Source organism: Psychrobacter sp. MF31, assembly GCF_012847335.1.
GTDB lineage: Bacteria > Pseudomonadota > Gammaproteobacteria > Pseudomonadales > Moraxellaceae > Psychrobacter.
The window spans coordinates 355,812-379,120 of the sequence record NZ_JABBDX010000001.1; the positions used below are offsets into that span (position 1 = coordinate 355,812).

The following is a 23,309-nucleotide window of genomic DNA, read 5'->3' on the forward strand; positions in this document are numbered from 1 at the left end:
TGAAAAAACAAATGTCAAAATTTTACGCCTGCGTTTGGCGATGGCACTTTTACGCCGGAATTTTTGTCGCGCCATTTTTGGTGATTCTTGCAGTTACAGGGCTTGCCATGGTGCTACTTGCCAATACTACCGGTCGCGACCTTGATCAAACAAAAGTCACACCACAAGATACCACGACGGCAGTTTCCATTCAGGCTCAGCATGCATTAAGCACCATACCAAACGCCGAAGTGCTGCAATATATCGCCCCGCGTCGTCCCGATACTGTGGCGGTATTTCGGGTTAAATCCTTTAATGACCAAGCCCCTGCTGACAATATGGTGCTCGTTAATCCCTATACAGGAGAGGTGGTCGACAGCTTTGCCCGCGAAAGCAATTGGTATCATAAATTTGATCAATTTCATGGCGATTTAATGCTGGGTAAAACGGGTGATTATTTACAAGAAACGGCTGCCTCATTGACTATTTTATTGATTATCACCGGCATTTATTTATGGTGGCAAAAAAATCAGTCGCTAAAAACCATGCTCATTCCTAACGCGCAACAGCTCAGTCAAAAACGCTCAGCTTTTCGTACCATTCATGCCACACTTGGCAGTTGGGTGGCGATTGTGCTTTTATTTTTTTGTATTTCAGGGTTGGCGTGGTCAGGGATTTGGGGCGAGAAAATGGTTCAAGCTTGGAGTCAGTTTCCCGCTGGCAAATGGGGCGTTGAGCCAACCCCTAGTTCGGGATTGCCTTTAGGTGTTTCAGCTACTACTGCGCAACCTGCCAAACCACATGTTCATGGCGCAGATGCTATGCCTATTCCATCGCATGGGGATGTTCTCAATGATGGCAAAACCAAAGAAGTGCCGTGGATATTGGAGCAAACGCCCATGCCAATGAGCGGCACTAGTTTGGGTGCACAAGGTCTTGATCCAAAGATGACCCTCACGATCGATCGAGTGGATGACTTTGCAAGGCAGCTTGGCTTTATAGGGCGCTATCAGCTGAACTTACCGCAAGGCGATAACGGGGTTTGGACGCTTAGCCAAGACTCTATGAGCTATGATATGGCAAGCCCATTTGCAGATCGAACGGTTCATATTGACCGCTATTCAGGCAAGATATTGGCAGATATTCGCTTTAGCAATTATAACGCGTTTGGCAAATTTATGGCGGCAGGGCTTGCGCTACATATGGGAACGCTTGGGGTTTGGAGTATTTTAGCCAATGTATTGTTTTGCTTAGCGGTCATTGCGATTTGTTTGACTGGACTTGTGATGTGGTGGCAGCGCCGACCTGAAAAGTCATCGGGATTGCAGCCGCCTGCGTCAAAAAGGGAGCGTGATATCCCTTGGCCGTTTGCCCTAACTTTACTGGTCGTGGCTTATATTTTTCCTACCGCCCTCATTGCTATTGTGGTAATTGCGCTGTTGGATCTTTTGATTGTTCGCCATGTGCCGATGTTGAGAAAATGGTTGAAGTAGGTGGTATTGATTTTTTAAGAAAATGCTAACATTGGTATGATTGTTAATCATGTTGATGTTAGCTATAACTTATAAATTAAAGAAAAATAATTTCAAAATATATAATATTGTTTTCTTAGTTGAAAATAAAAGGCTTGTTTATGAAAATAGTAAGTTACATGGATTTTAGATTGGATGTTCTTGACGATTTTTATTTATGTCTTGTACAAAATAAAAATAGTCTGAGCTATGAAGAAGTGCTTTATCAGGTATCGTATAATTTTGAATCAGGGTTTTCTGATATTGAAGTGTTTTTGGTTGATTTTATTTTATACATACTTTGCAATGGTTTAAAAAGCACTCATAATTTTGCTGAAAAGCTTGAAAAAAATCTCTTTAAAACGGTTAATTCAGAATTTTTTGGGTCGTTGCTACGACAGATTATTGAAAAAGACAGAGAAAACTTATTGCACGACTTGTATCTTGCGAAGCTTATTACTAAAGAAAAATGGGATAATGTCTTAAAAAATTAATAGTGATGATATTTAGCCTGTATCAAGGCTTAGCAGAATTTTTCTTAGCCACTTTGGCAATCTTTACCGCCAATTGCAAAAACTCGTCATGACTCAACCCTTCTGAGCTGATTGAAAAAGCTCTCTTATTGATATTAAAATCTAAATCAAAAATATCTTTATCATCCGCACTTGTTAAATGCTGAAACGTCGCAGGATGACCGAGCAAATTAAAGTTTATGCTTTCAATATAAATACTTAGCCTGACGTTATTATCAGGGTTTAAATACATCTCGTTGATTTCAACTTTTTTACCGCTGCGGCTTTTATAAGATCTAAAAATGGAGTTGAATTTACCCTTATTAAATGCCCCTGAGTAATCCGCGCCAATCAGCTTAAAGTCCTCACCAAGCAGCGCGCCAATATCAATAGGCGTGAAATTTAACTTTGCTAAAATATGGTTTAAACCGCCATTTTTTAGCAGCGCCCATCTAAAATAAGTGGTTTGCGCAAACTCATGCGTCATCTTGCCGCCGCTATAGCTGCCAAGTCTTTTTAAATTGTCAAAATCGCGTTTTAAAGTGTTGATTTCATCTATAGGTAAGCCGCTGTTATCAATACTGATGTAGTCGGCGCCATTGTTTGGATTTTCGGTTTGGACTAAGTTTTTAGCTTCGGATGTGGTGATAGGGAAGGCATGTTCGGAAATATTTAACGGTGATTTGGCATCATGAGTTAAACTGCTCTCGATTGCTGTTGGCTCAGATTTTGGCAAGGTGTCATGATTTTTTAACCATAAAAGGATAGTAAGTACGATTATAAAAGTGCTTAAAATAACGATAAAAAAGAAATGGCGGCTCATTTTAAAATTTGTCATAACGCCTTTAACCTTTAAAACGGCACACTAAATTGAACATAAGGGATAATTAAATAATGCGTCGTCTCATTTCCCAAATAGCCCGCCCTCGCATACCAAGTCAAATCTTGCTGATAATATAGCATGGTGGTAAATCCGGTCATTGACAAGCGTGAATTACCTTGACCATTTGTAGCGTATTTTTGGGCAAAATTACCAGAAAATTGAGCAATCAGTTGACCTTTTTTTGAGTAAAAACCGTAATTTTTAACCTTATCTTTGCAGCGTTGAACCTGAAATACGCCTATTATATGAGTGCGGTTTTGCGCCCAATTATTGCTACAAAATACCTTTTCGACAAATGCTCTGCCGTCATCACTAACCAAGTCACGCGGCGTTAATATAAGTTCATCTAAATGCAAAAAGCGATGAAAGCTAAGAGTGTCCAGTTTGGGAACGGCAGGCAAGTCAATTTTCTCGCTATGATTGGTCGCAATTTTGGCGAGAACCGGATGATGGTTTTTATAATGCTGAAATAGCGTTAAGCTTTGCTTGGCGCGGGTCAGTGCCACATAAAGCGCTCGGGCGTGGCTATGATCATTTGGATCGTTTGGATTTTGCTCGTCAATGACATAAACATGGTCAAATTCCATGCCTTTGGCGCTGTGATAAGTGATTAAAATAACTTGGGTTTTGTCGTCATAAAGTAGGCTATCAAGAGTTTGCAGCAATTGCTCATACGTGGCGTCTTGCAAGGTTTGCGTCCGATGAAGTAGCGCCTCCCAAGCTTTGTCTAAATGGGTAAAGCCGTTTTCAATGCGCCAATTTTCCAAAAAGTCGCAAACCTTACCTTCAATAACCGTTAAGCGATTTTGGCTTAAATGTTTAAAAAGCGCCTGACCGATAAAGCTATTAATGGGGATAACTTGCTCGCTTTCATTAAAGCGCTGACTGCTGATGTTTTGGGCTTCCAAATAGTGCTGAATGGCATCAAACTGTGACCATTTTGGCGCAAGAATAGCGATGGTTTCTCCATCCTTAGCCGAATTTTCTAGCCGATTTTTAATATCTGAGGCAATAAACGCTGCCATATCGATGCCGTAAGCTTGCCGATAAATGCCGTAGCGGATGGCTTGGTTTGGGTGCGCTTGGGTGACCTTAATGCTATGATCAGCTTGCTTTAGGCGCTCGTGACTTGGCAGCGCCTGTGCAATAAAGTCATTGGCAATGCTGACAATATTATTTGCGCTCCTGTAATTATCAAGCAGATAATATTTTTGCTGAGAGTTGATGTGATAGTTGTTTTCAAATTGCTGAATATATTTGATACTTGCGCCGCGAAAGGCGTATAAATTTTGGTCATCGTCGCCCACGACCATCAAATAGCCGCGTTGATCAAAATTATCCGTATCTTTATCATTGATAGTCCGCTCAAAATTTTGCTCGTTAGCTTCTGTTTCCTCTTTTTGCAAATCGGCAAGTAGCCCAATCATTTCATATTGGTATTCATCAATGTCTTGAAATTCATCGACCATAATGTATTGAAAATGCTGCGGTCGCTCTTGTAATTGCACGATGGCTTCTTCAATCAGCCACTGATAGCGGGCATTGTCGCGGCGTTTTTGTGTGTTTTCTTCTTGGTTTAAATGCGGAATTCGCGCGGCAATCTCATCAAGGGCGGTATCTGTGGCATCTTTTTCGCTCATTCCGGTGATTTGCCGCGCAAGCCCGTGAAAGGTTTGAATGGTAACGCCAATGGCATGATGACCGATAAGGGCATGAAGCCTTGATTTTAGCTCGCTAACTGCTAAGCGGTTATATGCCAAAATGAGGATTTTTTCAGGTTTGATTTCCTCAATCATCAATAAATAAGCAACGCGGTGAACGACGACGGTAGTTTTGCCTGAACCGGGACCTGCAAGCACCATTGCCGCGCGACTGGTTTCTTTGACGATTTTTGTTTGAGTATCACTAAAAAATTCGGGCAAAATTTGTTTAGCGTAATCTTTAATATACGGCTTATTGACATCCAGATCTTTTGGAAGATAGCAGTCGATAACCTCGGCGAGCGGCTTGCTAAAATAATCCTCAATCAACGCCTTTTGGGTTGGGCTGTCGGCATGAAGCCAAAAGTTGAGCATATGAATTCGGGCGCAGCGGTCTTGATAATGCGCTTGCAAATACTGATATGCGGTTTCGTGATATTTTGAAATGGGCTTATGATGCCGACCGACAAAAAATATCGCATCTTGAGCATCATCTAAGCGGCTAAGCTCAATCAGCTCTAAGCGCTGCAAGGTTTCAAGCTGTGATAATAGCGTGTCAGGGTCGCGCTTTAGCTGATAAGACAGTTTTTCTAAATTAAAATCGCGGCTGTAGCCATCTTTTTGGTCGGGAAGGGCGGGCAGGAGCTCATTTTCAAATAACGGCGTTAACTCATCGACCATGATTTTGGCAAAATCAAGCCAGCTTTGCCAGTTATCCGTCCGGTTTTCATTAGTTTGCCACATTTGGACATTTTTAGTTGAGGAAACAAACACTTGGGTTTTGCTGTGGTTGCGGATTTTTAAAATACCAAGGGCGCGAAACATCGGCAAAATATGCTGACGGCAAGTTAAATTGTGGCGCTGCTGAGTGAGCCAATTATCTAGCGCTTTGGTGTTCAGCTGAACGGTTTGGCTGGTGCTGATATCGTCCGCCGAATTTAGCGTGCCGTAATTGCTTGCCAAACAGTCCTCAAGGGCGCTGATAATCCGGCGGCAACGGTTAAATTCGCTTTTTAAATAGCGGTGGGTGAATTTAAGCCGAACTCGAACGATAACTTGCCACTGGGCATAACCTTGATTGACCAATTCGCGAAGCAGGTTAAGCAGTTCTTTAACCGAATAACCAAGGGCAACAGCAAGCTCAGGCAAATGATAATGGGTCAGACCGTCGTTACTTTTTTTATTACAATTGCTATTATTAAAATCGTTATTAAAACTGTTATTAAAATCATCACCTTCTGCTATTGGGTTGTCAGAAAGCTGCTTGAGCTGAGCATAAGGCCTTGCAATTTTAGTTTGGCTACTGGCAGGCGCGGTGTTAGCAAGTTTAATGCTGACCCAAGCCGGTTGCTGCTCTTTTTCAGTCAGCAGCCCATAGCGCTCAAGCGCCAATAGCGCCACTCTAATTTGGGTATTTAACTGCTCGGTGTCGCTATCAGGTGCTAGGATTGAGGTTAAAGCGCTGCTTGGAAACCACTGATCTTGGGAAGGCTTGTTTAGCACCGGTCGGATTGCCGTCCAGCAGTCTTTTAGCGTATTGGTATTTGGAATCCGCGATTTGCGCTCATGCAAAAACAACTGAGCAATGTCAGCTTCTGACCACAGCAAATACGCGGCGCCCGTTTCAAAGTCTTTGCGAGCAGCACGCCCAATTTCTTGAATGTACGATTCAAGATTGTTAGGAGGACCGCTATGGATGACGGTATGAATGCCTTGTTTGTCGATTCCCATACCAAAAGCGTTGGTGCAAACCACCACGTCAAGCTCATCGTTTTTAAACTTTTCAAGGACGCTCTTTTTTTGCGAATCGCTCAATTTTGAATGATAAGACGCCGCCTTTAAGCCTTGTTTGGCAAAATCCTCGGCAAATTGGTCACAGCCATCGCGGTTACGAAGGTAAACGAGCGCCACGCCTTTTTCGGGGGTCTCAGGATATTCATTTTCAAACCAAGCTTTACGCTCAAGCAAAATTTGATAAATCACTGCTTCACGGTCATCTTTGGCAACTTCTTGAAAATGTGCCATGATGTCCTCACGCCAAATTTTGAGCTTATCAAGGGGCGTTCCGTATTGAGTTAAGGCTTTGTCATCGGTGAGCGCCGCAAGTTTGTCAACCAGCTCGCTTTCCAAATCCTGTTTGACGCGAGCGGAAGCGGTTGCCGTGACAAGGCTAATGGTTGGCGGGATAAAGTCAGGCGTTTTTTGAGTTGAATTATCGCCTAACATATTGAATTGGGCGTTATTTTGATTGCTTTTGCGGTTGTCTAATTGCTGTTGAAAATGCAATTTTAGCTCATCGCTATAGCATGCCATCATGTGGTCAGCAATCCGCAAAAAATCTGGTCGAAAATCGGTGCCCCATTGGCTCAGCGTGTGCGCCTCATCAAGCACCCAAAACGCCGGTGGTCGATTTTTCAGCAGCTGCCGGATGCCATGCGTTCTCAGGCGCTCAGGGCTTAAAAAAATAATATCAATATCGCCATGCCAAATGCCATCAAGAATATCCTTTTGCGCTTGCGGCGACTGCCCCGAGGTCAAATACGCCACGCGGCTTGCATAATTGGGGACGCTGGCGTGCAAATTGACCACTTGGTCTTCGATGAGCGCTTTAAGCGGTGAGATAACGACGGTCAATTTGCGCTGATATTTGCTTAAAATCAGCGCGGGCAATTGAAAGGTTAAACTTTTGCCGCCGCCCGTTGGCAGGATACCTAGCGGAATGTCTTCGTTAGCAAGAACGGCTTTAACAATCGACATCTGACCGCCGCGAAGCGCTTGAAAGCCAAAAAAGTAATCCGCTTGAGTATTAATCCAAGCTTCACTTGGCGAATCAAGTTGCCAAAAGGCGCTTTCTACCTTACCAAAATAGCCGCGATGATGGGGATGCTTACCAAGCCAAACGGGTCTGCGCGCTTGTGGCTTATCAAAATACCGAAGCCAATTGATAAACGCAGCCACCCCAAGATATTGCCAAAGCTGCGCCGGAAAATTGCTTTCTATTTTGCCATCATCAAAGGCTTGGTTTGTCGTTTGAGTTAGATAGTGGGTTAATAATTGATTTAGCGCTTGATTATTTCCTAAAGGCAATTCATCAAATATCGCATCAATATCAAAAATATTGTCTTTATCAATGGCAAAATAATCGTGATGGCTGCGCTCATTCAGCGCGGCTAACTGCGGCAGTAGTTTATGCAATAAAATTTGCAAATTGCTTGAAAGCTGCTGCCACGATAGCGCGCAAAGCTGAAAAACGCAGCGGCTTTCAATGCAATCAAGCACCGGATGGTTATAATCACTTTTGGCTTTATAAAGCTTGGCTAAAGCATGACTTGGCTGATGCGGAATCAAAAGGCAGCTTAACACTAGCGTGTCCCAAGCTTTAGCCTGCCAGTTGTTTAAGGTTTCAGGCAAGCTTAGCTTTTGGGTAAGTGTTTGTTGTTCATTGCCAAAATCGGTCAACGCTTGGCTTAAAAGGCGAATTAACTGTGGTAAATCAAACTCAAGAATATGATGACCGCCCAAATAGGTCGCTTTATCAAGCAAATGATAAATAATGACCGCTTGCTTGGAAAATTGCTTGGCATCAAATTGCCAGTAGCAATTATCTACTAAAAATGCGCCGTCAATTAAGGTTTGCGATTTTGGGTCAATTTCTAAATCCAGCCAAAGTGTTTTTTGGTCTTGGTTTAACAATGCTAATAGCTCAGACGGTTGATTGGCAGCGGTCAAGTGACTTAAATCTTGCAGCGCGTTGATGTGTAAGAATTCTGCCAAGCTGCTTGGCGTTTTTGAAGTGGTTGAGGTCAGGGCGGAAGCTTCAACATGGTTTGGAGCGGTGTCTTGGTGGAAATCATTAAGCGGTTGGATAAAAATTGGCAATGAGGTCATGCGTCTGCTTCCGGCTTTTATAGTAACTTCTAAATTAAAATCAAGCAAAATACTGCACTATTGTATATGACAAGGGTTTATTGCGGCAACATAATGAAATTTGGCTTTGTTATTATAAAAATAAACAGCCTTCACTCATGACAAGAGCTGTCCGCATAAACTGTAGCCACTCGATATACGCCGCGTTATAAAGCTGATAATTGCCCTCACTGTGAATCGTCATTGTCATTGGTAACAGGTGTTCTTTTTCATAATAGCCAATGGTTTCAACCGTTGTTTCGGTAAGCTTTGCTAGTTTTCCTATTTTAATTAACATGATGATGTCCTGTTGCGCCTTATTATTAACCATAAAGCTAGCTGTGATGCGCTTGGACTTATTGCCCTTCCTGATGAGCTGCGCGAGGACGCAAAACTTGGCATTGATGCGCTAGCGATTACCGCTGCTGACGTTGGCATTGCAATGGGCGGCAGCACAGACATTGCTGAAAAGCCAAATCAACGATGTCGCGCATTTGGTCATGCTCTCACAATCAACCATGAGCAACATTCATCAAAACGACGTCATCGCGCTTGGGTTAAAAGGCATTTTTTAATGACGACTATTTTAGGAATAACCGGACTTTGGATTGCTGTACTTGCCGACACGGGAGCCTCGGTACTGATCACGCTAAATGTTTTGAAGCTATTGCGATTTAAAGGTCATTGACTTAACAATCAATAAAAAGTGAGGCGCCTAGCCTCTTGCCAAAATGCCTATAATAAATCTATCTGTATAAATCTCTTTATAAGAATAAAAGGCTATCAATGAGTTATAGCCTTTTTTAATATTGCTTATAAAAATTTTAATTGTTAGCGAAAATTTTCTAAAATTCTCATAAGCTGCTTTTCCCGATTGTCATATCTAAAGCAGAAAGGAGTGCCGTCATAGGATTCAGACATTTTATAGGCATCAATATTTCCTGAAAAACAAAACCGATTGGAGCTTTTATTAAAATCATAATGCATAGTGTCGCCTTTCTTGTTTACGGCAACGTTTTTACTTCCGTCGGTAGCGTCTGACAAAGCATAGCCAAAAGGTGAAACGGTTTTTTTAGCAGGATCTATGACGACTAAGCGGTCAGGTCTTTTGCCCACGTAACCTGTCGCATTGGTCTGGAAAATATAGATAATTTTATTGCCATCGAAGTTTGCTTTACGATCTTTCATTGCTTTGGCGTAACTTTTTAAGCGGCTGTCTGTGCAAAATTTCTCGTCTTCATAGTCAAAATTGCATTCTGTCACGGTAACGCCGAACTTCGTTTTTGGTGCGGCGTTTGATACAGAACTCACCGCCAACCCTGAAACGGATAAGGTGAGTAGCAACGCGATTTTTTTTAGCATGATTGATTTCCTGTTCAGATTTTTATGATTTAGCGAACAATAGTATATAAGTTTTATTAGTTTTTTAAACCGAAAATAAAACGCTCATCTTCGTAAATCAACCACGCAGCCCTTAAGGTTATAAACTAAAAACAAATTTTCAGCGTTTATTAAAATAAGAAGCCAGCATTAGCTGACTTCTTATTTTATGGGTATATTTAATCTGTTATCGATAAAAAAGAGCATCTCTAACTTATCAAAATTATTAAGTCAACATCGAGTCTTTTATCAAGATAGGATCATTGACGACTTTTTTACCTTCAACAGCCGCAGTTAAGTTCACTAAGAATATCGCAATGGCAGCAATCAAACCTGGAACGGCGATAAATAAAAAGTTGGTTTGGTGCGGTAAATGAAGGGTCAGTAAAGCCCCCGTTAAGATAGGTCCTACAATCGCGCCGATTCGACCAACCCCTGATGCCCAGCCCATCGCCGTGGTGCGAACCGCCGTTGGGTAGTACTGAGCAACGAAGGTATAAAGTAAGATTTGCGCACCAATGGTGGTCGCGCCTGCCACAAAAATCAGCGAATAAAGCACCAACTGCGGGCTATTATAGCCAAGTAAAATTAAGGCAACCGCGCCAAGCGTAAACATGGTGGTCAAAACGGGCTTGATATGGAATTTATCCGCCAAAACGCCGCCACCAATGGCGCCGACCATACCGCCGATATTTAGCGCAAATAAAAACAGCATACTGGCGCCAAGCGAGTAGCCGGCTTGAATCATCAGCTTTGGCAGCCAGCTTGCGAGCGCATAAACCATCAATAAGCACATAAAAAACGCTGTCCAAAACATCACGGTGCTGATACCGCGATTTTTTTGAAATAAGGCTCTAATTGGCGCATCATCGCCTTTGGTTGGCTCATCAAGCACCAATTGCGTTTGGCTATCGATAGGCTGCTTTGGCGCAAGCTTTTGGACGATTCGATTGGCTTTGTGATGGTCTTGAGCTTTGACCAAAAACATTAACGATTCAGGAAGCATTTTCCAAATGATGGGCAGCAATAATGTTGGGATTCCAGCGATATAAAACATAATCTGCCAGCCAAAATCTGCCACCAGCCAAGCGCCAAGCAGTGCTGAGGTCATGCCACCGATCGCATAGCCACTAAACATAATCGCCACAAGCGTACTGCGAATCCGCTTTGGCGCGTACTCAGAGGTGAGTGCCACGCAAATAGGCATAACCCCGCCAATGCCAAGCCCTGCCACAAACCGCAGCAGCGCAAACTGGGTTGGGTTTTGGGCAAACGCGCCAAAAAAGGTAAAGCTGCTAAATAGCGCCACACAAATCATGATGGTTTTTTTGCGACCAAGCTTGTCAGATAACGTGCCAAAAACCATCGCGCCAATCATCATCCCAAATAGGGCAGCGCTTGCCAAAAATCCGGCTTGAACGGCAGTTAATGACCACTCTTGCATCAGTAGCGGCAAGGCGACGCCATAAATCACCAAGTCGTAGCCATCAAAAATGATGATGAGCAAACACCAAAATAATACCGTCCAATGGAATGAGGAAAATTTTGCCTCATCAATGATGTTATTGATATTTAAAGCGTTAGATTCCATCTGCTCTCTCCATGAGTCAAATTTTGATCAGTTATCCTCACGGTAGGGCTTTTTTAAGATCAAGTCAAAAACCAAGTTAGTATCACTTCATACCAAAAGGGTATCGTGTGAAATTATAAAAAAAGCGCAATTATCAAGACGATAGTTGCGCTTTAAGTTTTATGACAATAAACAACTTTGATGACAATAAAAATGAAAAAAGACACCTTTATATATTTTAGTAATAAAGGTGTCTTTTAACGGCAAAAACGGTCTTTTAGAACTAAGGTTGTAAAACCTTATGCTTTGAGAGATAAGTTATTTTTTCATCGCTAGATAGTCAAGGGTCAATTGGCTAAGCGCTTTCGTTCCGATTTTTAAAGAGGACTCATCGATCGAAAAGTAGGGGGAATGATTGTACGCGGCTTGATCAGGATCTTGTCCGACAGGCGTGCCGCCTAAGAATATAAACAATCCTGGTACTTCTTGAGCATAAAACGAGAAATCCTCAGCTGCCGTGACTTTTGGGACTTCAATCAGATTGGCTTTACCGACGATATTGCTTAAAGTTGGTAGCATCTGAGCGGTAAGGGCGGGGTTGTTAATCGTGACCGGATAGCCTTTATTGATTTTAACGTTAGATTTAGCGCCTGATGCCAGCGCGATTTGGGTCGCGGTGGTTTCTATTTTTTTAAATACTTGCTCGCGGATATCCATATCAAAGTTGCGAATCGTCCCAATCATATTGACACTGTCGGGGATGATATTGTCGCGAACGCCGCCCGATATTTTACCAAAGGAGACAATAGCAGGCTCTTTGGTGATGTTAATTTGACGGCTAACGATCTGATTCACGCCAGTCACGATTTGCGCGGCTGTTGCGATGGGATCCACGCCGTTCCAAGGCGCTGAACCATGCGTTTGTTTCCCGTTTACAGTGATGTCAAAGGTATCAGCGCTTGCCATAATAGGACCGCTGCGATAGCCGATTTGACCGCTATTTAAGCTTGACATGATGTGCAGTCCAAACGCGACATCGGGTTTGTATTTTTTAAAGATGCCTTGTTTTAGCATCAGCTCAGCGCCGCCTTCTTCGCCCTCAGGCGCGCCTTCTTCTGCAGGCTGAAACACGAACATAACGTTGCCTCGCAGCTGATTTTTTACACTAGCCAAAACTTCGGCGGTTCCCATGAGCATTGCCACATGGGTATCATGACCGCAAGCGTGCATCACCCCAACGTCTTCTCCCATATATTTGGTCACGATGGTGGATTTGAAGGGCAGGTTTGTTTTTTCGGTGACAGGAAGGGCATCCATATCTGCGCGTAACATCACCGTAGGACCAGGCTTGGCGCCTTTTAAAAACCCGACCACACCAGTATGGGCAATGTTGGTGTCAACCTGAATTCCTAAAGATTTTAAATGCTTGGCAACGAGCGCTGCGGTACGCGTTTCTCTATTACTCAGCTCGGGATGCTGGTGAATATCGCGGCGCCAATCGATCACTTTTTTCTCAACGCTTTTGACAGGCTTGTCAATATTAATGGTGCTTGGATTATTAGAAGCAAAGTTTATAGGAGTCGGCGCAGCGAAGGCACTACAGGCGGCAACGCTGATAGCTAAGGTTAAAAAAGATCGTTGAATACTTTGCTTTTTGCTCATGTCACATCCTTGTGTTGGCAGTTTTTTATAAAAAAATTACGGTAAGTTGTGGTTAACGTTCATGTTTAAATCAACTTTAAATGATTTTAACATTTTAAGTGCTGCAAAATAAATTGATTAAACGCCTCTGGCTGCTCAATGTTTGAAATATGCGAGGCATCGATGGTAACAAGCGTGCTATTGGTAATGCGATCGGTCATAAACTTGCCATCATCTACCGTAGTGACAGGGTCGGCACTTCCTGCCACCACTGTTAACGGAATGCTAATTTGGCTCAACTGCTCGCGCAAATCGGCGCTGGCGAGCGCTTCACAGCAGCTGGCATAACCTTCAGCGCTGCCTTTGGCTAAGGTATTGCTCAGCTTTTGAACCATATCAGGATGGGTAGCAATAAAGTCAGGCGTAAACCAGCGCTCGCTTGCGGTTTCGGCAATAGGCGCTAATCCGTCTTTTCGAACCAAATCAGCGCGGGATTGCCAAGCGTCCTTTTGACCGATTTTGGCGGCGGTATTGCAAAGCATCATATGATAAAAACGCTTGGGATGATGAATCGCAAGCCACTGACCCGTAAGACCGCCCATCGAGATGCCACAAAATAAGGCTTTTTTAATATGTAACGCATCTAAAATGGCAATCACATCGCCGCCAAGATCGGCAAGGGTATAAGCCCCGTTTGGCGCTGAGGACTGACCATGACCACGAGTGTCATAAGTGATAATAAAGTAGTCGTTTTGCAGCGCGTCAATCTGCGGTTGCCACATCTGATGGGTTGTGCCAAGCGAATTGGAAAAGATCAGCGCAGGGTTGTCTTGACTGCCAAAGGTTTGTACATAAAGCGAAACATCGTTATGTTGAAATTGCATGGTTGACTCCTTTTAAGCTTAAGCGTCTTTTTGGGCGGTATCAGTGGCGGTCGCTTTGTTATCAGAGCAGCGTTCAATAATCATGGCGATGCCTTGACCCACGCCAATGCACATCGAGCATAAGGCAAAGCGTTTTTGTGACTGCTCAAGCTGATTGAGCGCAGTGATCACAAGCCTTGCACCCGACGCGCCAAGCGGATGACCAAGGGCGATCGCGCCGCCATTGGGGTTGACGCGTGTGCTGTCATCCTCAAGTCCCAAATCACGAGTACAAGCCAGCGCTTGGGCGGCAAAGGCTTCATTAAGCTCGATCACATCCATATCATCAATTGACAGTCCAGTTTGTTTAAGCAGCTTTTTGATGGCAGGGGCAGGGGCAAAGCCCATGATTCGCGGCTCAACGCCGACCATGGTTGCGGCAATAATTCGCGCTCGTGGGGTTAATCCAAACTCTTTCACCGCTGATTCTGAGGCAACCAGTAGCGCTGCTGCACCATCGTTAATGCCTGAGGCGTTGCCTGCGGTGACCGTGCCGTCTGCTTTGACGATGGGTTTAAGCTTGCTCAGTTTGTCAAGGGTCGTATCCGCTCGCGGGTGCTCATCGGTATCAACGATAATGGCATCGCCTTTGCGCTGCGGGATGCTCACGGCGATAATTTCATGCTGAAAAAATTCAGCATCTTGAGCGGCTTTGGTTCGAGCTTGGCTGCGATAAGCAAAAGCATCTTGGTCTGCGCGGTTAACGCCAAAATCTTCAGCGACGTTTTCTGCCGTTTTTGGCATAGTTTCTGTGCCATACATCGCATCAAGCTTTGGGTTAATAAAGCGCCAACCCATCGTGGTGTCTTCGATTTTTTGAGAGCGATCAAAGGGTTTTTCGGCTTTTCCCATCACAAAGGGCGCGCGGCTCATGCTCTCAACGCCGCCTGCGATGATTAAATTCGCTTCACCGGATTTAATGGCACGCGCGGCAATGGCTAGAGCGTCCATGGCTGAACCGCAAAGGCGATTGACGGTGGTTGCCGGAACTTGATAGGGCAGCCCTGCAAGAAGCGCTGACATTCGACCAACGTTACGGTTGTCCTCACCGCTTTGATTGGCGCAGCCCATGATGACATCGTCAATGCGTTGCCAATCAATGCTTGGGTTTCGCGCCATTAATGCTTTGATGGGAACTGCGCCCAAATCGTCCGCGCGGATGGTCGATAAACCGCCGCCATAGCGCCCAAACGGTGTCCGAACTCCATCGATGATATAAGCGTTGGTCAAGTCGTTATTGTTATGTGGTTGCGTCATAACGTTATCCTTTTTTTATAAATTTGATTTTATTTCGTGGCGTCAATAAGTGGCGCTCCGGTTAAGCGTTGTAGCTCATCAAAGCTTAGTCCGGCTACTTTTTCAGTCACCTTTAAGCCATCTTTGGTCACATCAATCACGCACAAATCGGTATAAACGCGATCAACGCAGTGCTTTCCGGTAACCGGATAAGTCAGCGTATCAACGATTTTGGGTTCGCCCTCTTTGGTGGTGTGGTTGGTCATCACAAACACCTTTTTGGCACCAACGGCTAAGTCCATCGCACCGCCCACCGCCGGAATCGCATCAAGAGCGCCCGTACTCCAGTTTGCCAAATCGCCATTGGCTGCCACTTGAAATGCGCCCAACACGCAAATGTCCAAATGACCGCCGCGCATCATGGCAAAGGAGTCGCCGTGATGAAAAAAGCTGCCGCCATCCAACATGGTGACAAATTCTTTGCCCGCGTTAATCAGCTCAGGGTCTTCAAATCCTGCCTCAGGCGGCGCACCAAAGGCAAGCAGCCCGTTTTCAGAGTGCAAAAATACCTCTTTATCTTTTGGTAAATATTTAGCAATTTTGGTGGGAAGTCCAATACCAAGGTTGACATAAGCGCCATCGGGAATGTCTTTTGCGGCGCGTTTGGCAATCTCATCACGGGATAAGGGGGAATAACTCATAGCAATCTCCTAAGCTTGTGCCGACGATACAATGGCAGGAACCTGAACCACATGCTGAACAAAAATGCCGGGGGTGATGATGTGTTCAGGATCAAGACCACCAAGCGGCACAATGTCTGCCACTTGAGCGATTGTCACCTCAGCCGCCATTGCCATAATTGGACCAAAGTTTCGCGCCGATTTGCGGTAAATCAAGTTGCCCCAACGATCCGCCACCGCCGCTTTAATCAAAGCAAAATCTGCCTTTAACGGATACTCTAAAACGTAATCTTTGCCATCAATGTTTCGCGTTTCTTTGCCCTCAGCTAGCAGCGTTCCAAATCCAGTTGGGGTAAATACTGCCCCAAGCCCCATTCCAGCAGCTTGGATTCGGCAAGCCAAATTACCTTGAGGCACAAGTTCTAACTCAATTTTGCCCGCGCGGTACAATTCATCAAATACCCATGAGTCCGATTGTCTTGGAAATGAGCAAATGATTTTGCGAACCGCGCCGGATTTGAGCAATTTGGCTAAGCCAAAATCACCATTGCCGGCATTATTGTTAATGATCACCAAATCTTTTACTTTTAAATCAATCAAGCCATCGATCAGCTCAGCCGGTTGTCCTGCCGTTCCAAAGCCGCCGATCATAATGGTGGCGCCATCTTTGATTTGACTGAGCACCTCTTGCATGGATTTTTGAGTTTTATCAATCATTATCTTGTCCTTTTATCAGTAACATTCGTTATAAGATTAGCTTGTCAAAAAAGTTTAGGTAGCGTTTACCCGCGAAAATAGACGGGTTCGAGTCAATACAACATGCGCAATCATGCCAATCAAAATGCCCCAAAACACTGAGCTTAACCCTAAAAAGTGCATTCCTGATGCCGTTGCTAAAAACGTAATTAACGCCGAATCGCGAGCGCCATCCTCTTTCATTGCCATCGTAATATTGGCTGAAATGGCGCCAATTAACGCAAGCCCTGCTAAGGCTGCCACCAACTCTTTTGGTAATAAGCTAAATAGCATGACGATACTTCCGGCAAATAAACCGCCAATCAAATACACAATGCCATTGGCAACGCCTGCAATGTAGCGTTTTTCTGGCAATTCATGAGCGTCATGACCTGTGCATAACGCGGCGGTGATGGCAGCAAGAACAATGGTAATGCCGCCTGTAAAGGCAACGGCAAGGGAAGATAGGCTTGAGAGGGTTACAATCGGTTTGGCAGGCGTGTCATAACCGCTGATTTTTAAAATTGCCATTCCGGGTAAAAACTGTCCAGTTAAGCTCACCAAAATCAACGGCAGCGCAAGATTCATTGCCGCATTCAAAGAAAATTCCGGCGCGATAAATTTAGGAATGGTAAGCGCAAAGCTCATCGCAACCGGATTCATTTTGCCAAGAATAACGCTTAAAATAATGCCGCAAGCCAGCACCCAAATCATGGTATATCGCGGCGAGAAGCGCTTAGCAAGCAAGTAACACGCCAGCATACTAAAGACGATCAAAGGCATGGTGTCAGTGGCGCGAAACAAATCCACGCCAAACTGAAATAAAATCCCCGCCATCATTCCGGCAGCAATACCATCAGGGATCCATGTTAAAAACTTATCAAAATAACCGGTCGCGCCCACGATATAAATCACAATGGCGGCGATAACGTATCCGGCAACCGCCTCATTGATGCTCATTTGCGGAAATAAAGTGACGAGCAGCGCCGTTCCGGGGGCTGACCATGCGGTAATCACCGGCGCTTTATATTTAATCGATAAATAAATTCCTGGAATCGCTGCCCCAATGGAAACGCCCCAAATCCAAGACGCCATCATGCCATCGGAAACGTTTGCCGCTTGCGCCGCCTGAAAAAAGATAATCAAAGGTCCCGCGTACGAGATAAGAACCGCTAAAAATCCGGCAACGCTTGCTGACACCGACCAGTCTTGTTTTAGGGTTTGGATGACACTTGCCATATTGCCTCCTTGCAACTCGGCAAAACATAACAGCTTCGCACCGCTTATTGTCGCCACTTAATTTATTTGGCTTAACTATCATGATGATTAACGCCCGTTAACCAAAATAGCTTAAATGATTTAAACTAACCTTTATCGCCGCCGCCCACGGCAATCGTAGAGCCTGTGATATAAGACGCTTCGGGTGATGCCAAAAAGACAATGGCGTTGACCTGCTCCTCAATCGTGCCATAGCGCTTCATAAAGGTGCGATCGATGGTTTGCTGAACCACCTCATCCATCCACATTTTTTCGTTATCCGTCATTGGGGCGCTATTTCGCGGGATTTTGCGCGGCGGTGCTTCGGTGCCTCCGGTAGCCACGGCATTAACGCGGATATTTTGCTCGGCAAACTCAAACGCTAACGAGGCGGTCAGCGCGTTAATGCCGCCTTTTGCTGTGGAATAGGGGATTCGGTTAATTCCGCAAGTGGCGATGGAGGACACATTAACAATCGCGCCGCTTTGTTGTGCCACCATTTGCGGCAATACTGCTCGGCAGCACCAAAGCGAGGGGAATAAGGAGCGGCTAATTTCTTTGTCGATTTCCTCAGGGCTAAATTCGGTAAATGGCTTCATCCAAATCGCGCCGCCGACATTGTTGATAAGCACGTCAATCCGGTTAAATTCTTTGAGCGCTTTGTCCATCACTGATTTAGCGCCTGCAAACTCTTCAAGGTTGGCGTGAACACTGATGGCAGTCGCGCCCAAGTCTTGAACTTCAGCCAATACCTCATCAACCAATGGTGATAAATCTGCCAGCACCAACGCTGCGTCCTCACGAGCCAATCGTAGCGCCACCCCGCGACCAATGCCTTGTGCTGCGCCTGTCACCACGCAAACCTTGTCAACAAAGCGTTTTGCAATCGTGCTGTTGTCGTTGTTGCTCATTTTCCGCTCCTTGTTACCTTCTTTTGCCCTTACCACTTACTGCTCGCTTGGGGTAAATTTTTCATAATAAAAGTTGCTTGGCTGAATGTTGTTGCTCTCAAGCCAGTTTTGAACGGCATCCACCATAGCAAGCGGACCACAAAGATAAATGTCCACCTCACCATTATTGAGCCAATCGTCCTTAATATGGTGGGTCACATAGCCTTTTTTGTCATGGCTGCTGTCTTCACTTGCCACGCAAGAATGGTAGTTAAACCACGGATGGTTTTGTTTGACTTCATCAAGCTTTTGCGTTTCCACCAAATCAAAATCATGGGTGACGCCATAGACCATATTGATCGGGTGGTGCGCTCCTGACACCTCTAGGCTTTTGAGCATCGATAAAAACGGCGCAATCCCTGTTCCCCCTGCCAAAAATAGCGTGGGTCGAACCACAGGTCGCAAATAAAAGCTGCCAAAAGGTCCTTCAAATTCAATATCTTGACCAATGGTGGCGTTTTGAGATAAAAAGCTGCTCATTTTGCCATTTGGAATATTGCGAACGACAAATTCCGCTTGATGGGCACTTGGAATGGAGCTGAACGAATAAGAGCGCGTCTCGTCAGTATTTGGGATGGTGACATTGACGTATTGCCCCGGTAAAAACACCAAAGCGTCAGGGTTTTCAACATCAATGCCAAAATGGATGGTCGATTCAGACAACGTAGTTACCGCCGCCAGTTTACCTTTAAATGTAGCTTTGCCAACTTTGCAAGCCTCAGAGGAGCTAGGAACTTTAATGACGCAATCGCTCGTTGGCATCATCTGACAGGTCAGCACAAAGCCTTCTTCGGCTTCATCTTCGCTCAACGCGTCTTCAATATAAAGGTCAGCGTCCATGTCATAGCTGCCCGATTCGCAGTGGCAGCGGCAGGTTCCGCAAGCGCCATCTAAGCAGTCCACCGGAATGTTAAACTTTTGGCGGTAGGCGGCTTCAGCAACGGTTTCGCCGTCATCACATTTGATAAATCCGGTGACGCCATCTTCAAACTGTAAGGCGATATTGTATTCCATGAAAAGCTCCTTTTTTCAATAGCGGCTTGGGCTTATTAAAAAATGCTTTCAATAAGCCGATTTGACTAAATATGATAAATATCAATTAATTGGTGAACGTAGTCGTCTTTTAAGACCACGTATTTATCAATGATTTTTGGCGCATCACCGTTAAAGTTAATTTTGTATTGAGAATAGCCCCAATACGTGGTAGTTTTATGATAGCGGCAGGATTTATTAATCCAGTTAAAGCGCACGGTGACAATGCCCTCGCTGTCATCAAGCAGCTCAATATTGGATAGATTGTGCGTGGTTCTGGTATCAGGCAAAGTTGCCGATGAGCGCTCCGTTTCGATCCGAAACACCCGATCTTCAAGACCTCGGCGGTCGGGATAATAAATCAGTGAAATCTCAGTTTCAGGGTTGTCCACCAAGCTGCCATCGTCATCCCAGCTTGGCATCCAAAATGGGCAGTCTTCATCGTAGCAGGCAAGCCAGTCTTTCCAGTTTTTTTCATCCAAAAAGCGCGCTTCGCGGTACAAAAACTGGCGAATGGTCTCAATGTCGGTTTTTACAGTCGTGGTCATGATCAAATCCTTGTAGTGTGGTCAGCTCTTAGCGACATCCGTGCCGATTATTCTGACTCTTTAGCCAGCGCCTTTTTCATCTCATCGAGCCAATACTCATGCTGAACGGTGTATAAGCCTTCATCTTCGGTTTTCACGCCACTCATGATGGGCTTTAAGTTGATGGCTTCAGCGCCTGCGTCTGCGCCATTGATCCAATGCGTTGCCCCGCGGCACATGTCGTTCCATTCAAGCTTGATGCCACCAAAGCCTTCTTGACATGAGCGAAACTCTTCTAAATCGTCAGGCGTTGCCATGCCGCTTACGTTAAAAAAGTCTTCATACTGGCGGATTCGGCGGGCGCGAGATTCCGCGCTTTCATTTTTGGGCGCAATACACCAGATGCTTACCTCGGTTTTATCTACCGATAAGGGTCGTAGCATTCGGATTTGTGAGCCAAACTGATCCATTAAATAAACGTTTGGATACAAGCACAGGTTGCGCGAGCGCTCGATCATCCAGTTCGCCATGCCCTCGCCATAGTTGGCAATATAGTCCTCGCGGTAAGCGTAGTTTGGGCGATCTTGCGGGTTTTCCCACTGCGTCCAAAGCAGCATATGACCGTTTTCAAAAGCATAAAACCCGCCGCCTTGACGACCCCATTTGCCTGCGTTCATGGCTTTAATGTTGTCCTCTTTAACCGCCGCTTGCTCTTTTCGGCGACCAGTGGTTGCCGCATAGTTCCAGTGAACGGCAGAAACGTGATAGCCATCGGCGCCATTTTCTGCTTGCAATTTCCAGTTGCCATCAAAAGTATACGTCGATGAGCCGCGAAGCACTTCAAGACCGTCTTTGGACTGGTTGACGATCATGTCGATGATTTTGGTGGATTCGCCAAGCCACGCTTCAATCGGCTGAACGTCATCGTTTAAGCTGCCAAACAAAAAGCCTTTATAATTGGCAAATTTAACCTGAACCAAATCATGAGAGCCGTCTTTGTTAAAGCACTCAGGGTAGCCTGCGTCTTTTGGGTCTTTAACCTTTAATAGCTTTCCTGAATTGTTAAACGTCCAACCGTGAAAGGGGCAAGTGTAGCTTGATTTGTTGCCTTTTTTGCGACGGCAAAGTTGAGCGCCGCGGTGGGTGCAAGCATTGATCATGCAGTGCAGCTCGCCGTTTTTATTTCGAGCCAAAATCACCGGCTGGCGACCGATATAGGTGGTGTAATAATCGTTGTTATTAGGGATTTGGCTTTCATGAGCCAAATAAATCCAATTGTTTTCAAAGATGTATTTCATCTCAAGTTCAAACAATGCTTCATTGGTAAAGGCGCTGCGGTGGAGCCGAAAAATACCGTTGTCATGATTTTCTTCTAAAAAATCATCAATCGCAATGTCTGATCCTTCAGGCACTAATTTAATTCGATCGCTCATGGCTGTCTTCCTTGCAATTATAATTTTGGCAATTTGGCAATTTAGCGTAGTGGTTAGTCATGGCTAACATGATTGGGTTGAGCTTGATACCACAAGGGCTGTCGTATCAAGCTTAAAATAGCAATTAGCCTTGGGCGCGGCGGCGTTCAACATCACTGCCTTGAACCGGATTTGGCACGTCACCTAGCAACTGAAAGTCAAAGTCGATTGAGGCAAACGGCTCATCCAAGCCTTTTTCTTTTAACGCGGCTTCATCATCAATCATGGTGATTTCAGGAACCAATCCTTCGCGGCTGGCAAAGGCAAAGTCGTCCCAAAGGTACTCATCGCCATCGATGTTGATCTGAGTGGTCAATTTACGTTTGCCATCCGCGCTGACAAAAAAGTGAATGTGAGCGGGGCGGTTGCCATGGCGACCAAGCGCGTCAAGCAGTTTTTTGACCATACCATTTGGCGGAACCGAGTAGCCAAGCGGAACCACGCTTCTAAAGGCGTACTGACCGTTTTCATCGGTTAAAATGCTGCGGCGAAGGTTAAATTCTGATTGCGTGGTGTCAAAAAAGGAGTAGTTGCCAAGCGTGTTTGCTTGCCAAACTTCAACTTTTGCGTTCGGAATTGGTGTGCCATTTTCATCGCGAACCGTACCTTGCATAAATAACACCGTGCCTTTGCCATCTTCGCTGCCATCATCAAGACGGGCAAAGCCAGTTGATTCCGGAGCGCCTGCCACATAAAGTGGACCTTCGATGGTTCGCGGTGTTCCGCCTTCAAGACCTGCTTTTTTCATGTCCTCTTCGATTTTTAAATCGACAAAGTGATCAAAGCCAAGTCCGGGTGATAACAGTCCGGCTTCTTTGCCCAAATCTGAAATATACTCCACGCCTGCCCAATACTCGTCAGCGGTGATGTTCAGATCGTTGATGGTTTGCATCAGATCGGTGACAATGCGCAGGGTAATTTCTTGGATGCGTGGATTGACCGTTTCAGGATAGTCAATTTTGCCTGTGATAAACTGCTTGGCAAGGGCTTCAACTTGGGTACGTTCCATGATACTCTCCTTGGATTTGGGGCTTTGTTGGGTTCTGCTGTTCGGGTAGGTCAGCAGTGACCTAAAAATTAATCGTGTTTAAAATCAGACGACAATCATTAGCTGTCGTCATCGCGAATTGATGAAGGGTGACGCAATATTGGGGTTACCTCAACTTTCATATAAGGATAAAGCGGTAGTGACATCAAAAGCTCATGAAGCGCTTCATTACTCTCAACATCAAAGATGCTAAAGTTTGAATACTCACCCGCCAAGCGCCAAATATGTCGCCATTTGCCGTCCTCTTGAAGCTGTTGTGACAGCGCTTTTTCGGTAGCTTTAAGCTTGGCAGCTTTTTGCTCATCCATATCGGGTGGAAGCATGACATCCATTCGAACGTGATATAACATGATGATTTTCCTTTTTT

The 23,309-nt window shown here is 45.0% G+C and carries 20 protein-coding genes; 3 read left to right on the forward strand and 17 right to left on the reverse strand.

Going from position 1 to position 23,309, the window contains the following annotated elements:
• Positions 1-11: 11 nt before the first annotated feature.
• Both HF322_RS01555 and HF322_RS01560 read left to right on the forward strand, forming a co-directional pair.
• Positions 12-1,472, forward strand: a complete 1,461-nt coding sequence (locus HF322_RS01555; protein ID WP_223193120.1) for a PepSY domain-containing protein — start codon at positions 12-14, stop codon at positions 1,470-1,472.
• A 140-nt stretch (positions 1,473-1,612) separates the two neighbouring features.
• Positions 1,613-1,984 (forward strand): hypothetical protein, encoded by a 372-nt coding sequence (locus tag HF322_RS01560; protein WP_169391632.1) that lies wholly within the window; start codon positions 1,613-1,615, stop codon positions 1,982-1,984.
• A 22-nt stretch (positions 1,985-2,006) separates the two neighbouring features.
• Here the strand turns inward: HF322_RS01560 and HF322_RS01565 are convergent, their stop codons facing one another.
• From HF322_RS01565 to HF322_RS01575, 3 genes are all read right to left on the reverse strand, one after another.
• The gene (locus HF322_RS01565; protein WP_169391633.1) at positions 2,007-2,840 is read right to left on the reverse strand and encodes a hypothetical protein; all 834 of its coding nucleotides are present in this window, start codon (positions 2,838-2,840) and stop codon (positions 2,007-2,009) included.
• Between the two features lie 14 nt (positions 2,841-2,854).
• Entirely contained in the window at positions 2,855-8,473 is a 5,619-nt protein-coding gene (locus tag HF322_RS01570; RefSeq protein ID WP_169391634.1) for a UvrD-helicase domain-containing protein, read from the reverse strand.
• Between the two features lie 112 nt (positions 8,474-8,585).
• The gene (locus tag HF322_RS01575; RefSeq protein WP_169391635.1) at positions 8,586-8,789 is read right to left on the reverse strand and encodes a MerR family transcriptional regulator; all 204 of its coding nucleotides are present in this window, start codon (positions 8,787-8,789) and stop codon (positions 8,586-8,588) included.
• Positions 8,790-8,801: 12 nt separating this feature from the next.
• On the opposite strand from HF322_RS01575, the gene HF322_RS01580 reads away from it, so the two are divergent.
• Complete coding sequence (locus HF322_RS01580; RefSeq protein WP_219848138.1) at positions 8,802-9,179, forward strand: hypothetical protein; 378 nt, start codon at positions 8,802-8,804, stop codon at positions 9,177-9,179.
• 143 nt (positions 9,180-9,322) lie between these two features.
• Here HF322_RS01580 and HF322_RS01585 read toward each other — a convergent pair whose 3' ends face one another.
• The 14 genes from HF322_RS01585 to catC form a co-directional block, all read right to left on the reverse strand.
• Positions 9,323-9,853, reverse strand: coding sequence for a hypothetical protein (locus HF322_RS01585; RefSeq protein ID WP_169391636.1), 531 nt, complete (start codon positions 9,851-9,853; stop codon positions 9,323-9,325).
• Between the two features lie 244 nt (positions 9,854-10,097).
• Positions 10,098-11,462, reverse strand: a complete 1,365-nt coding sequence (locus HF322_RS01590) for an MFS transporter (protein ID WP_169391637.1) — start codon at positions 11,460-11,462, stop codon at positions 10,098-10,100.
• A gap of 297 nt (positions 11,463-11,759) precedes the next feature.
• On the reverse strand, positions 11,760-13,103 hold the full coding sequence (locus tag HF322_RS01595; RefSeq protein ID WP_219848139.1) for a M20 family metallopeptidase: 1,344 nt from the start codon (positions 13,101-13,103) through the stop codon (positions 11,760-11,762).
• 86 nt (positions 13,104-13,189) lie between these two features.
• Entirely contained in the window at positions 13,190-13,966 is a 777-nt protein-coding gene (pcaD, locus tag HF322_RS01600; RefSeq protein ID WP_169391638.1) for a 3-oxoadipate enol-lactonase, read from the reverse strand.
• Positions 13,967-13,984: 18 nt separating this feature from the next.
• The gene (gene pcaF / locus HF322_RS01605) at positions 13,985-15,262 is read right to left on the reverse strand and encodes a 3-oxoadipyl-CoA thiolase (protein WP_169391639.1); all 1,278 of its coding nucleotides are present in this window, start codon (positions 15,260-15,262) and stop codon (positions 13,985-13,987) included.
• A gap of 29 nt (positions 15,263-15,291) precedes the next feature.
• Entirely contained in the window at positions 15,292-15,942 is a 651-nt protein-coding gene (locus HF322_RS01610) for a 3-oxoacid CoA-transferase subunit B (protein ID WP_169391640.1), read from the reverse strand.
• Between the two features lie 9 nt (positions 15,943-15,951).
• Positions 15,952-16,638, reverse strand: coding sequence for a 3-oxoacid CoA-transferase subunit A (locus HF322_RS01615; RefSeq protein ID WP_169391641.1), 687 nt, complete (start codon positions 16,636-16,638; stop codon positions 15,952-15,954).
• A 54-nt stretch (positions 16,639-16,692) separates the two neighbouring features.
• A complete protein-coding gene (gene benE / locus HF322_RS01620; protein WP_169391642.1) occupies positions 16,693-17,895 on the reverse strand; it encodes a benzoate/H(+) symporter BenE in 1,203 nt (400 codons plus the stop codon).
• A gap of 125 nt (positions 17,896-18,020) precedes the next feature.
• Entirely contained in the window at positions 18,021-18,824 is an 804-nt protein-coding gene (locus tag HF322_RS01625) for a 1,6-dihydroxycyclohexa-2,4-diene-1-carboxylate dehydrogenase (RefSeq protein WP_169391643.1), read from the reverse strand.
• 36 nt (positions 18,825-18,860) lie between these two features.
• A complete protein-coding gene (benC, locus tag HF322_RS01630; RefSeq protein WP_169391644.1) occupies positions 18,861-19,877 on the reverse strand; it encodes a benzoate 1,2-dioxygenase electron transfer component BenC in 1,017 nt (338 codons plus the stop codon).
• 65 nt (positions 19,878-19,942) lie between these two features.
• Positions 19,943-20,443, reverse strand: a complete 501-nt coding sequence (gene benB / locus HF322_RS01635) for a benzoate 1,2-dioxygenase small subunit (RefSeq protein ID WP_169391645.1) — start codon at positions 20,441-20,443, stop codon at positions 19,943-19,945.
• Between the two features lie 47 nt (positions 20,444-20,490).
• Complete coding sequence (gene benA, locus HF322_RS01640) at positions 20,491-21,855, reverse strand: benzoate 1,2-dioxygenase large subunit (protein ID WP_169391646.1); 1,365 nt, start codon at positions 21,853-21,855, stop codon at positions 20,491-20,493.
• 124 nt (positions 21,856-21,979) lie between these two features.
• On the reverse strand, positions 21,980-22,903 hold the full coding sequence (catA, locus tag HF322_RS01645; protein WP_169391647.1) for a catechol 1,2-dioxygenase: 924 nt from the start codon (positions 22,901-22,903) through the stop codon (positions 21,980-21,982).
• Positions 22,904-23,001: 98 nt separating this feature from the next.
• Entirely contained in the window at positions 23,002-23,292 is a 291-nt protein-coding gene (gene catC / locus HF322_RS01650) for a muconolactone Delta-isomerase (protein WP_169391648.1), read from the reverse strand.
• Between the last annotated feature and the right edge of the window lie 17 nt (positions 23,293-23,309).